At 71.1% G+C, this 12,821-nt stretch carries 10 protein-coding genes; 7 read left to right on the plus strand and 3 right to left on the minus strand.

What is annotated here, in order from left to right; all coding sequences use genetic code 11:
* The 6 genes from CCN51_RS07945 to CCN51_RS07970 form a co-directional block, all read left to right on the plus strand.
* Positions 1-657, plus strand: a 657-nt coding sequence (locus CCN51_RS07945) for a hypothetical protein (protein ID WP_245881587.1), incomplete at its 5' end; no start/stop codon positions are given.
* Between the two features lie 124 nt (positions 658-781).
* Positions 782-1,744 (plus strand): TIGR03619 family F420-dependent LLM class oxidoreductase, encoded by a 963-nt coding sequence (locus CCN51_RS07950; protein ID WP_014178896.1) that lies wholly within the window; start codon positions 782-784, stop codon positions 1,742-1,744.
* A gap of 50 nt (positions 1,745-1,794) precedes the next feature.
* Complete coding sequence (locus tag CCN51_RS07955) at positions 1,795-2,577, plus strand: SDR family NAD(P)-dependent oxidoreductase (protein WP_086859408.1); 783 nt, start codon at positions 1,795-1,797, stop codon at positions 2,575-2,577.
* A gap of 111 nt (positions 2,578-2,688) precedes the next feature.
* Entirely contained in the window at positions 2,689-3,816 is a 1,128-nt protein-coding gene (locus CCN51_RS07960) for an LLM class flavin-dependent oxidoreductase (protein ID WP_014178898.1), read from the plus strand.
* 45 nt (positions 3,817-3,861) lie between these two features.
* Positions 3,862-5,601: an N-acyl-D-amino-acid deacylase family protein gene (locus tag CCN51_RS07965; RefSeq protein ID WP_014178899.1), complete on the plus strand. Its 1,740-nt coding sequence runs from the start codon at positions 3,862-3,864 to the stop codon at positions 5,599-5,601.
* Positions 5,602-5,762: 161 nt separating this feature from the next.
* Entirely contained in the window at positions 5,763-6,524 is a 762-nt protein-coding gene (locus CCN51_RS07970) for an SDR family oxidoreductase (RefSeq protein WP_043487419.1), read from the plus strand.
* A 37-nt stretch (positions 6,525-6,561) separates the two neighbouring features.
* On the opposite strand, the gene CCN51_RS07975 is transcribed toward CCN51_RS07970, so the two are convergent.
* From CCN51_RS07975 to CCN51_RS07980, 3 genes are all read right to left on the minus strand, one after another.
* A complete protein-coding gene (locus CCN51_RS07975; protein WP_014178901.1) occupies positions 6,562-8,097 on the minus strand; it encodes a CehA/McbA family metallohydrolase in 1,536 nt (511 codons plus the stop codon).
* Positions 8,098-8,412: 315 nt separating this feature from the next.
* Positions 8,413-8,769: a hypothetical protein gene (locus CCN51_RS54245; RefSeq protein ID WP_143675741.1), complete on the minus strand. Its 357-nt coding sequence runs from the start codon at positions 8,767-8,769 to the stop codon at positions 8,413-8,415.
* 36 nt (positions 8,770-8,805) lie between these two features.
* Positions 8,806-9,150: a hypothetical protein gene (locus CCN51_RS07980; protein ID WP_014178903.1), complete on the minus strand. Its 345-nt coding sequence runs from the start codon at positions 9,148-9,150 to the stop codon at positions 8,806-8,808.
* Positions 9,151-10,308: 1,158 nt separating this feature from the next.
* On the opposite strand from CCN51_RS07980, the gene CCN51_RS07990 reads away from it, so the two are divergent.
* Positions 10,309-12,821 (plus strand): bifunctional FO biosynthesis protein CofGH (locus tag CCN51_RS07990; protein WP_086859410.1); only part of this gene is annotated, 2,513 nt, incomplete at its 3' end.

Raw genomic sequence — 12,821 nt, forward strand, 5'->3', positions numbered from 1 at the left:
CACCCGCGACACCCCGCGGTCCGCTCCGCGGGCCGCCTCGGTAGCGTGCCCGCCATGGCGATGACCGTGCGGCCCCTCGACGGCGGCCTGGTGGACCGGATGATCGAGCTCGCGGACCTGCCGTGGAGCCTCGAGGGGTACGAGGACGCCTTCGTACGCAACGGCTGGCATGCGACGGGGGAGGACGGCGAGGCCGTCATCGGCTGGTACGAGCCGTGGCCGGTCGCCGGCGAGGAGGGCGTGGACGACTGGTGGCTGGTGCTCGGCGAGTGGCCGGGCTGCCGGGACGGCCGCGAGGTGGTGTGCGAGCACGCGGAGTGCCGTACGGACTGCTCCGTCCTGATGCCCTTCGCCTACTTCGCCGACCCGGACGACCCCGAGGAGTGGGAGCGGGAGTTGGGCCCCTTCCTCGGTCGCGCCGACTGCCGGCCGGACGCCCCCCGCGAGGACTTCCAGGCGGAGTACGAGCGCGCCGCGCGGCTGCTGCGCGAACGGCTGGGCGAGCCGCTGCCCGAGGGGATCGTCAAGCCGGACGACGCCGACCAGTGCTTGGTCTGGGAGCGGGGCGGGTCCTGGGTGATTCTGCTGATGGGCACCGAGTGGATCTCCTACGGGGCGTACGACCAGGTGGCGATCGAGGTGCGTCCGAAGATCTGAGGTGCGCCCGAGGATCTGAGGTGCACGCGGGGATCCGAGGGCGATGCCCTCTTGTCTGATGGACCGTCAGATACGACGATGGCGATCCGTCAGTAACACGGTCGACCGCGAAGGAGGCGGCGGCGTGCGCATCCTGCCCCAAGGGCGGCTGAGCTACGGAATTCAGCTTCCGATCCAGTCGCAGAGCACTATCTACGCCGAGTCGTGGGAGGTGCGGGCCGGCCCCGCCGATCTCGTCGAGATCGCCCGCGCCGCCGACCGGCTCGGCTTCGCATACATCGCGGTGTGCGACCACGTCGCGATCCCCAGACGGCTGGCCGAGGCCATGGGCACCGTCTGGTACGACCCGGTGGCCACCCTCGCCTATCTGGCCGCCGCCACCGAGCGGGTGCGGCTGCTCAGCCATGTCGCGGTCGCCGCGCTGCGGCATCCGCTGCTGACCGCGAAGCAGTACGCCACGCTCGACCACCTCAGCGGCGGACGGCTGATCCTGGGGGTCGGGGCCGGGCACGTACGGGAGGAGTTCGAGGCGCTGGGCGTGGACTTCGCCGCGCGTGGCGCCCTGCTGGACGAGACGATCGACGCGCTGAAGGCCGCGCTGGGGCCGGAGGAGTTCCCCGAGTTCGGCGGCGAGCGGTTCGCGTTCAGCGGGCTCGGGCAGGCCCCGCGCCCCGTACAGACCCCGCGGCCGCCGATCTGGGTGGGCGGGTCCTCGGCCGCCGCGGTGCGCCGGGCGGCGGTGCGCGGGGACGGCTGGCTGCCGCAGGGCGATCCGCGGGACCGGCTGCCCGGGCAGCTCGCCCGGCTGCGGGAACTGCGCGAACGGGCCGCCCGGCACGATCCGGGCTGTGCGGAGCCCGCCGAGATCGGGGCCATCGCGGAACCCCTGTACGTGGGCGCGCCCGGCTGGGAGGTCGGCCGGCGGACGCTGACCGGCGAACCGGACCGGCTCGCCGAGTCGCTGCGTGCGTACGCGGCGATGGGGGTGGACCAGATCCAGGTGCGGTTCCGCTGTCGCGGCCGGGCCGAACTGCTCGACCAGATGGCGGCCTTCGCCACCGATGTCGCCCCGCTTCTGGACGACTGACCGCATCTCGACCACTGACCGCATCTCAACGACTGACCAGGGAGGAAGACGTGGGCAAGCTGGACGGGCGGGTCGTCATCATCACGGGTGCGGCGCGCGGACAGGGCGAGCAGGAGGCGCGGCTGTTCGTCGCCGAGGGCGCGCGGGTGCTGCTCGGCGATGTGCTGGACGAGCAGGGCGAAGCGCTCGCCAAGGAGCTGGGGGAGGCGGCCCGGTACATCCACCTGGACGTGGGGCGGGAGGAGGACTGGGCCGCCGCCGTCTCGGCCGCCAAGGACGCCTTCGACGGGCTCGACGGGCTGGTCAACAACGCGGGCATCCTGCGCTTCAACGAGCTGGTCAGCACCCCGCTGGAGGAGTATCTGGCGGTCGTCCAGGTCAACCAGGTCGGGGCGTTCCTCGGGATGCGGGCGGTGGCGCCGGAGCTGGAGGCCGCCGGCGGCGGGACGATCGTGAACACCGCGTCGTACGTCGCGCTGTCCGGCATGGCGTTCCTGACCTCGTACGCCGCGACCAAGGCCGCCGTCGTCGGGATGACACGGGTGGCCGCGATGGAACTGGCGCCGAAGGGGATCCGGGTCAACGCGATGTGCCCCGGGGCGGTCGACACGCCGATGACCAACCCCGCCCAGCTCGACCCGGGCGCCGACCTCGCCGAGGCGTCGGCGGCGGTGGACGAGCTGTACAAGAAGCTGGTGCCGCTGGGACGGATCGGGAAGCCGGGGGAGGTCGCCCGGCTGGCGCTCTTCCTGTCCTCGGACGACTCCTCGTACATCACCGGCCAGCCGTTCGTCGTGGACGGCGGGTGGCTGGCGGGGGTCTCGGTCTTCTAGTGCGGACTTCCGCAGGCGGCCCTTGACGGCCCTTGACGGTGAAACCTCGTGGTGTCAGAGTCAATCAGAATCTGACGGAGCGTCAGATAGAACTTGAGGCGGTGACCCTCCATGGAATTCGGACTCTTTGTGCAGGGATATGTGCCCAGGAGTCGGCAGGAGGCCGACCCGGAGGCAGAGCACCACGCACTGATCGAGGAGACCGAGTACGTCATCCAGGCGGACCGGTCGGGCTTCAAATACGCGTGGGCCTCCGAGCACCACTTCCTGGAGGAGTACTCCCACCTGTCGGCCAACGACGTCTTCCTCGGCTACCTCGCGCACGCCACCGAGCGGATCCACCTGGGCTCCGGGATCTTCAACCCGCTGCCCCAGGTCAACCACCCCGTCAAGGTCGCCGAGAAGGTCGCCATGCTCGACCACCTCTCCGGCGGCCGGTTCGAGTTCGGGTCGGGGCGCGGGGCGGGCAGCCACGAAATCCTCGGGTTCCTGCCGGGGGTGACCGATATGAACCACACCAAGGAGATCTGGGAAGAGACGATCGCCGAGTTCCCCAAGATGTGGCTGCAGGACGAGTACCAGGGCTTCACGGGCACGCACTGGTCGCTGCCGCCGCGCAAGGTGCTGCCGAAGCCGTACGGGGCCTCGCATCCGGCCATGTGGTACGCCGCCGGGTCGCCGCCCTCGTACGCGATGGCGGGAAAGAAGGGGCTCGGCGTGCTCGGCTTCTCCATCCAGAAGGTCTCGGACATGGAGTGGGTCCTCGACTCGTACAAGAACGCCGTCAAGGAGGCGGAGCCGGTCGGCGGCTTCGTCAACGACAACGTGATGGTGACGTCCACGGCGATCTGCGCGGAGACCCACGCCAAGGCGGTCGAGATCGCGGTGGGCGGCGGGCTCAACTATCTGCAGTCGCTGCTCTTCCGCTACCACGACACCTTCCCGCGGCCGGAGGGCATTCCGGAGTGGCCCGAGCTGCTGCCCGAGTACACCGAGGAGATCATCGAGCTGCTGATCGCCGAGGAGCTGATGATCTGCGGCGACCCGGACGAGGTCTTCCGGCAGTGCAAGCGGTGGGAGCAGGCGGGCGCCGACCAGCTGTCCTTCGGGCTGCCGATCGGGATCAGCAGCGAGGACACCATGAACACGATCAAGCTGATCGGTGAGCACGTCATCCCGAAGATCGACACCGACCCGGTGCACCGTACGACCCGCTTCCGCCAGGCGTCCCGCGACTGAGCAGAACCGAGCGTGAGCAGAACCGAGCGTGAAGGGAGAACCACCGTGCTCGACCACCTCATACGCGCCGCGACCGTCGTGGACGGCACCGGCGCCCCCGCCCAGGTCGCCGACGTCGGCCTGCGGGACGGGCGCATCGCGGTCATCGCCGAGCCCGGCACCGTGACGGAGCCGGCCCGGAGCGTCGAGGACGCGACCGGGCTGGTGCTCGCGCCCGGGTTCGTCGATCCGCATACGCACTACGACGCGCAGCTGTTCTGGGACCCGTACGCCACCCCCTCCCTGAACCACGGCGTGACCACCGTCGCGGGCGGCAACTGCGGCTTCACGCTCGCGCCGCTCAACCCGGAGCGGCCCGAGGACGCCGACTACACCCGGCGGATGATGAGCAAGGTCGAGGGCATGTCGCTGGTGGCGCTCGAGGAGGGGGCGCCGTGGAACTGGCACACCTTCGGCGAGTACCTGGACGCGCTGGACGGGCGGATCGCGGTCAACGCGGGCTTCATGGTGGGGCACTGCGCGCTGCGCCGCCATGTGATGGGCCCCGACGCGATCGGCGGGCAGCCCACGGCCGCGCAGATGGAGGAGATGCTGCGGCTCCTCCACGCGGCCATGGACGCCGGGGCCTGGGGGCTCTCCACCACCCAGTCCTCCACCCACTCGGACGGCGACCGCAAACCGGTGGCCTCCCGCCACGCCCGGCCCGAGGAGCTGATCGCGCTGTCGCGGGCGGTCGGCGAACACGAGGGGACGCAGATCGAGGCGATCGTCGCGGGCTGTCTCGACCGGTTCTCGGACGACGAGCTCGACCTGTTCGTGGAGATGACCACGGTCGCCGGGCGGCCGCTGAACTGGAACGTCCTCACGATCGACGCCGCCGTGCCGGAGCGGGTGCCGCGGCAGCTGGAGGCGAGCGAGCGGGCCCGTAAGGCCGGCGGCCGGATCGTCGCGCTGACCATGCCGATCCTCACCCCCATGAACATGTCGCTTGGCACCTTCTGCGCGCTCAACCTCATCCCCGGATGGGGCGACATCCTCGGGCTGCCGGTCCCCGAGCGGATCGCGACCCTTCGCGACCCCGCCGTACGGGAAGAGATGCTGCGCCGCGCTCACAGCCCCGAGGCCGGGGTCTTCCGGCGGCTGGCCAACTTCGAGCGGTACGTCATCGGCGACACCTACTCCCCGGCCAACGCCGGGCTGACCGGGCGCGTCGTACGGGACATCGCCGCCGAGCGCGGGACGGACGCCTTCGGCTGCCTGGTGGAGATCTGCGCCGCCGACGAGCTCCGTACGGTGCTGTGGCCCATGCCGACCGACAACGACCCGGCGAGCTGGGAGCTGCGGCGGCAGACCTGGGAGCACGAGGACGTGCTGCTCGGCGGCTCGGACGCCGGGGCGCATCTGGACCGGATGTGCGGGGCGCCGTACACCACCCGCTTCCTGGGGGACTGTCTGCGCGGGCGGAAGCTGGTCGGCCTGGAGCGGGCGGTGCGGATGCTCACCGACGACCCGGCCCGGCTGTTCGGCCTGCGGGAGCGCGGCCGCGTGGCCGAGGGCTACCACGCGGACCTGGTGCTCTTCGATCCCGAGCGGATCGACGCGGGCCAGGCGAACCTGGTGCACGACCTGCCGGGGGACAGCCCGCGGCTGGACTCACGGGCGATCGGCGTTGTGAGCGTACGGGTGGGCGGCGTCGAGACCATCCGGGACGACCAGGTCACGGGGGCGCTGCCGGGCCTGGTGCTGCGGTCGGGGCGCGACACGGAGACGGTGAGCACGAGGTGAGATCGAGGTGAGCACGAGAGGGTGACGCGGTGGTGAGCGCTACGGGCGGGCCGGGCGGGCCGGGCAGTGGTACCGGCGGGCCCGGCGGCGCTGCCGGAGCCGCCACGCCGGAGGGCGGGCCCGGTGGCGGGCCCGCCACCCTCGCGGGCCGTGCCGCCCTCGTGGGCCCTGCCGCCCTCGCGGGGCGTGCCGCCCTGGTCACGGGCGCCTCCCGCGGTATCGGCCTCGCCGTGGCGGAGGCGCTGACGGAGGCCGGGGCGGCGGTGTGTGTCACGGCGCGCGACCCGGATGGGCTGGCCGACGCCGTACGCCGCCTGGGCCCGCGAGCCATCGCGTGCCCGGGCGACGTAGCGGACCCGGCCCACCTCGACGAGGCCGTATCCCGCGCCCTTTCCGCATTCGGCCGCCTCGACATCCTGGTCAACAACGCCGCCACCAACGCCCCGCTCGGCCCGCTGATGGACGCGGACCCGCTCGTCTGGCGGGCGGCCTTCACGGTCAACGTGGAGGCCCCGCTCCGCCTGACCCAGGCGGCCTGGCGCGGCTGGATGCGCGAGCACGGCGGCGCGATCGTCAACATCTGCACCGAGGGCACCCACGGCGTCGGCCCCGGCATCGGCGCCTACGGCGCCAGCAAGACCGCCCTCCTCCGCCTCACCCGCCAACTCGCCGCCGAACTGGCCCCGTACGTCCGCGTCAACGCGGTCTCCCCGGGCCTGGTACGCACCGAGATGGCCCGCTTCGTCTGGGAGTCCGACGAACCCGCCCTCGCCGCCGCCCTCCCCCTCGGCCGCATCGGTGAACCGGACGACGTGGCGCGGGCGGTCCGCTGGCTGCTCTCGGACGAGGCGTCCTGGATCACCGGCACCGACCTGGTGGTGGACGGCGGCCGACGCGTCCGCGCGGCGCTCCGCCCCGCTTGACCCATGACGGCAGAGGGCCTGCCGCTCCGGAGGCCCGTTACCGCTCGCCCAGCCAGATCGGGTTCGTCATCGCCGCCATCCGGCCCGGTACCCCGGACGCGCCGCCGTCCGCCGGGGCGTGGCGCACCTCGGCCCGTACATACGCCGCGTAGGACGCCGTCGTACGCCATTCCGCGGTGCCGGACCCGGAGTCGGGGATCGCCGTGCCGTACAGCTGGCCCTGGTCGGTGATGAGCCGGATGGTGCAGCCCGAGCCGACGCCGGAGACCTTCAGCCGGACCGTCACCTCGTCCTGCCGGCCGACCTTCAGCCGCTCGCCGATGCCCGCGTGCTGCCCGCGGCCGCCGACCGCCTCGAAGGAGAGGTCGATCGCCGACGATTCCGCGATCCAGCAGCGCCCGGCCCGTATGCCGTCCTGGATCGCCGTGCGCGACAGATCGTCGGCGAGCACCACCGTCTGCGGCAATCCGACGACCTGGGGCTCGCGGTGCGCGTCGCTGTGGCCCACGGCCGGGAGCCAGCGGCCGTCGCCGCGGGCGGCGGCCACCAGCGTGTTGTCCCACTCCTGCACCGTGACCTCGTCGTCCGGGGTGAAGTCCGCGTTCCACACCTCGACCGCGTCCGCGTCGTTGAACCCGAACTTCCAGTTGCAGCCGACGCAGGTGCCGTGCGGATGGGCCGGGATGACCAGGCCGCCCGCCTGCCGGATCTTGCGGGCGTACTTCCCGAAGGCGTTGTCCCGGGCGCGGTAGCGCCAGTCGATGAAGACGCCCGGGTCGGTGCCGAGGGCCACCACATGGCCATTGCGCGTGGTGACCTCTTCGCCGGTGAGGATCAGCAGGTCATCGCCCCACAGCCCCTCCCACGCCGGATGCGAGGACGTGGTGTTGTGCTCGGTGGTGGTGATGAAGTCGAGCCCGGCGGCCCGGGCGGCGGCGGCCACCTCGGCCGGGGTGCGCTTGCCGTCGGAGTGGATCGTGTGCAGATGGGAGTCGCCCCGGTACCAGGCCCGGCCGCGCCCCTTGGCCCGCTGCGGCGGATACACCGGCTTCGGCGTCTCGCCCGGCTCGCCGAACCGCAGCGTGACGGTGACCTTGTAGTCCAGCCCCTGCGGAGCGACCGTGTAGGGACCGAGCACGATATGCCAGGTGCCCGCCTTTACCGGCCCCGCCAGATACGCGGGCGTCGCCTGCTCGGCGCTGATCGCGAACTCGGTGCGGGCACCGCCCGACCAGCCCCGGAAGCCGCGCCCGCCGAGGTCCGTGCCGCGCTCGTCGAAGATCCCGATGTCGCAGGCGTTTCCCTGGGTGCCGGCCGGGACCGTCGGCCTGTCGTACGAGTACGAGACGGCGATCTCGCGCACACCGCGCGGAACTTCCACCGGCAGATAGACGAAGTCGGGCGATCCCGTGGGCAGATGACCCGTGACCGTCTTCGTCTGCTCGCTGCCGGACCCGCCGCCGCTATCGCCGCCGTCGCGCTCCTCCGCCTGGGCGAAGGTCACCGGATCGAGTGTCAGCACACCCGCCGCGCCCGCAAGGGCGGAGAGTCTGAGTACGTCGCGTCGCTGCATGAGTGCCCCCTGTGGCCGTCGTGCCGTCCGTCGCCAGCGCTCACACCGTTGTACGCGGGAGTGACACCCACGGAAAGGCCTGTGGATAACTCGATGGCCGTGAGGGAACATACGCGCAGCCACCGAGATCAGGCTTCAGCCTGGTGGGGAATCGCTTCTCAAGACTGTTCTGACCCCAGTTTTGGGCATGGATCTGCGCTGGACGCGGCGTCCCATCAGGGAAGCCCGATGGGACGCCGCATTCGTCGGCCTGGCTCGCAGGTGGTCGCCGCGTGGGACGCTGCGTGACCACGGGATACTGTCGAGCGGTTCGGCCTAACTGGTCTTTGTGATGATGCCGCCTTCCACGACACTGCTGGACGGCGGGCAGTAGACGATGGAGATCCCGCTGGCCCGCCAAACCGGCGCATTGCGAATGACGAGACCGCCACCATTCCAAGGCCTACACGTTACGGTCGCCTTGTAGTGCCCACCATTGCTTTTATCGCATTCGGCCTGCCAGCCGCCTGGGTAACCGCCATAAGAGCACCCGCTCGGCGCTCCCATGACGGACACGCCATCCGAGGCCGGTGCGTATTCCGCGGGGGCCGCATTGGCCGCGCCCGCGAGTCCAAGGGTGAAACAGGCTGCCATCCCCGTGGCGGCGAGCAGCGTCGAACTCAGCTTCTTCATTGCCGCTGGTCCTTTCTCGATCGATCCGGTCGTTTTCTAGACTCGGGTCTCGATGCCCGGGGTATAGGCCAGGTAGTCTCCCTGGCAGTACGCGTAGGAAAATCCGGTCTTCTTCCACGTGCCGTAGAAGTCCTCGACCCTTCCGTTCTCCGGGTCCTTGCACAGGGCGATAGCTCGGTAGGAGCCGCCGTTGTTGCTGGTGCAACGGGCGACCGTGCCCCAGCTGCCGGGCTTCTCATAGCTGCAACCGGTGGGGTGCGCCATGGTGCCGGCTTCGGAAGCTGATGCGGTCGCCCCGGCGCCGAGCGAGAAGAGGCCGACCAGCAGCACTCCAAGTACCGGGGTGGTGACGGTTCGCCGAATGCGGGTGTTCTTCAGCAATTTTCTGCACCTACTTCCTCTGCGGTAACGTTTGAGACGTTATCCGACAGGACAAAAGGGGGCGTGCAATCGGGTTGAATGCCACGCTTCCCCTCTTATGCGTGGAGAGCGCTTTCTGCCCCCCTCGTGCGGCCATGACAATTCCACGCCTGATGGAGTCGGGCAAGGGTGAGAACGATCATTTGTGGGTTACTTGGCCATCGCATCCCCTGGAGGCCGGTAGAAAAGGGAAAAGTGTGGCGTAGCCTCCCCCGGGAATAATCGGAATAGCTAATTCCAGTGCAGGCGGGCCGGAATCCAGAAGAGGCAATTCCAGCCACACGATGGCCGGAATTCGTCGAAACGGTTTCCCGCGGTCACGCTCGGCCCGGTGGAATCCGACACCCGGTTCGCCCTCGGGCCCGCGGCGGCGTCGAGCCTCGGACGCGGCCGAGGTGAGGAAGGTATTGCTTCTGGGGCTTCCACAGGCACTCTTGTCCTACGTCGTCATCGCCCTTGCCCGTGCAGATGAGCGGGGCAGGACGGGCCCTCCAGGCCGTAATCCTGCTCGCGTCAGCCAGACCGCGCGGGCGTCGGCTCGCCGGTGACCTGCGGGCGGACCTTGGTGAGCATGAGGTCCAGGAACCGGTCGGGGTGGCGGAAGGAGGCGAAGTGGCCGGCGTCGCGGATGATTCGACGCCGCGCTCGCCGCCCTGGAGCCCACCGGCCTGACGGCGGCCCAGCGGCATCAGGCGTTCCTGCTCGCCATCGGGCTCGTCCGCAACCTCGCCCAGCAGCTGCTCGACGACGACGAGGCCCATCGCCAGGAATGGAGCCGGCTGATCGGCGAACTGCTCGAACGCCACGCCGACCGTTTCCCCGCGCTCACCCGGGCCATCGCCGACGGCGCCTTCGGCCCCGCCGACACCGCCGACACCGCTGACACGGCCGACGCCGACCCGCTCGACTTCGGCCTGGAACGCATCCTCGACGGCGTCGAGGCACTCATCGCCCGCACTGAGACCCCCACTTGGGCCGAGACGGAGGCCGAGGCCGAGCGGCCGCACTGAACACTCGCCTGCGTATTCCCGCCCCGGTCCGGAGCCGCCGTGAGGAGACCCACAAAACCCCAGGCCCGGGCGGTCTGGCGGTGTCGGATCCCCCTCGTATGCTCGGAGAATGACCACGAGCGCGCAGGGATCCGAGCCGTCCGCACAGGCTGCCCCCACCCCCAACGCCATGCGCCGCGCCCTCAAACGTGCCCGCGACGGTGTGGCGCTGGACGCCGCCGAGGCGGCCGTGCTGCTCCAGGCGCGCGGGGCGGATCTCGCCGATCTGACGGCCTCGGCGGCCCGGGTCCGTGACGCGGGCCTGGAGGCCGCGGGCCGCGCCGGGGTCATCACGTACTCGCGCAGCGTCTTCATCCCGCTGACCCGTCTGTGCCGGGACAAGTGTCACTACTGCACCTTCGTCACCGTCCCCGGCAAGCTGCGCCGCGCCGGCCACGGGATGTTCATGTCCCCCGACGAAGTCCTCGCCATCGCCCGGCGCGGGGCGGAACTGGGCTGCAAGGAAGCGCTCATCACCCTCGGGGACCGCCCCGAGGACCGCTGGCCCGAGGCCCGTGAGTGGCTGGAGGCCGAGGGTTACGACGACACCATCGCGTACGTACGGGCCATCTCGATCCGCATCCTGGAGGAGACCGGGCTGCTGCCGCACCTCAACCCCGGCGCCATGACCTGGACGGACTTCCAGCGGCTCAAGCCCGTCGCCCCCTCCATGGGGATGATGCTGGAGACCACCGCCGAGCGGCTGTGGAGCGAGCCCGGCGGCCCGCACTACGGCTCCCCGGACAAGGAGCCCGCCGTGCGGCTGCGCGTCCTGGAGGACGCCGGGCGCAGCTCCGTCCCCTTCACCAGCGGGCTGCTGATCGGGATCGGGGAGACCTACGAGGAGCGCGCGGACTCGCTGTTCGCGCTGCGCCGTGTCGCGCGCGCCTATCACGGCATCCAGGAAGTCATCATCCAGAACTTCCGCGCCAAGCCGGACACGGCGATGCGCGGTATGCCGGACGCGGAGCTGGACGACCTCGTCGCCACCGTCGCCGTCGCCCGCCACATCCTCGGCCCCGCCGCCTGCATCCAGGCGCCGCCGAATCTGGTCGAGGGGGAGTACACGCGGCTCATCGGCGCCGGTATCGACGACTGGGGCGGCGTCTCCCCGCTCACCATCGACCACGTCAACCCCGAGCGCCCCTGGCCGCAGGTGGACGAGCTGGCCGAGCACTCGGCCGCCGCCGGCTTCCGGCTGCGCGAACGGCTCGCGGTGTACCCCGAGTTCGTACAGCGCGGCGAGCCCTGGCTCGACCCCCGGCTGCTGCCCCACGTCGGCGCCCTGGCCGACCCGGCCACCGGCCTGGCCCGCGAGGACGCGCTGCCGGTCGGCCTGCCCTGGCAGGAGCCCGACGAGGGCTTCACCGCCTCCGGCCGCACCGATCTGCACCGCACCATCGACACCGAGGGCCGCACCGGCGACCGCCGCGACGACTTCGACGAGGTGTACGGCGACTGGGAGGCGCTGCGCGAAGCGGCGGCGCCCGGTATGGCCCCCTCCCGTGTCGACGCGGACGTCCGCGCCGCCCTGTCCGTCGCCGCCGACGACCCCACCCGGCTGACCGACCCCGAGGCGCTGGCCCTCCTCCACGCCGACGGCCCGGCGCTGGACGCGCTGTGCCGGATCGCCGACGATCTGCGCCGCGCCACGGTCGGCGACGACGTCACGTACATCGTCACCCGCAACATCAACTTCACCAACGTCTGCTACACCGGCTGCCGCTTCTGCGCCTTCGCCCAGCGCCGCACCGACGCCGACGCCTACACCCTGTCGCTGTCCCAGGTGGCCGACCGCGCCCAGCAGGCCTGGGACGTCGGCGCGGTCGAGGTGTGCATGCAGGGCGGTATCCACCCGGACCTGCCCGGCACCGCCTACTTCGATATCGCGCGGGCGGTGAAGGAGCGCGTGCCCGGTATGCACGTCCACGCCTTCTCTCCGATGGAGGTCGTCAACGGCGCGACGCGCACCGGCCTGTCCATCCGCGAATGGCTGACCGCCGCGCGCGAGGCCGGTCTCGACACGATCCCCGGCACCGCCGCCGAGATCCTTGACGACGAGGTCCGCTGGATCCTCACCAAGGGCAAGCTGCCCACCGCCACCTGGGTCGAGGTCATCAAGACCGCCCATGAGGTGGGCATCCGCTCCTCCTCCACGATGATGTACGGCCATGTGGACCAGCCCCGCCACTGGCTGGGCCATCTGCGGCTGCTCGCCGAGATCCAGCAGGAGACGGGGGGCTTCACGGAGTTCGTGACCCTCCCCTTCATCCACACCAACGCCCCCGTCTACCTCGCCGGCATCGCCCGCCCCGGCCCCACCGCCCGCGACAACCGCGCCGTGACCGCCATGGCCCGGCTCCTGCTCCATCCGCATATCCCCAACATCCAGACCAGCTGGGTCAAGCTGGGCGCGGAGGGCGCGGCCGAGATGCTGCGCTCCGGCGCCAACGACGTGGGCGGCACCCTGATGGAGGAGACCATCTCCCGTATGGCGGGCTCGTCCTACGGCTCGTACCGCTCCATCCAGGACCTCGTCGCCATCGCCGAATCCGCTGGCCGCCCGGCCCGCCCCCGCACCAC

The organism is Streptomyces milbemycinicus, from assembly GCF_002154605.1.
GTDB classification, from domain to species: domain Bacteria; phylum Actinomycetota; class Actinomycetes; order Streptomycetales; family Streptomycetaceae; genus Streptomyces; species Streptomyces milbemycinicus.

What these genes read in the sequence shown, in the direction of transcription:
- CCN51_RS07960 (WP_014178898.1), top strand. Translation starts at nt 2,689, where the DNA reads ATGGAATTCGGACTCTTTGTGCAGGGATATGTGCCCAGGAGTCGGCAG.
- CCN51_RS07975 (WP_014178901.1), bottom strand. Translation starts at nt 8,097, where the DNA reads ATGCAGCGACGCGACGTACTCAGACTCTCCGCCCTTGCGGGCGCGGCG.
- CCN51_RS54245 (WP_143675741.1), bottom strand. Translation starts at nt 8,769, where the DNA reads ATGAAGAAGCTGAGTTCGACGCTGCTCGCCGCCACGGGGATGGCAGCC.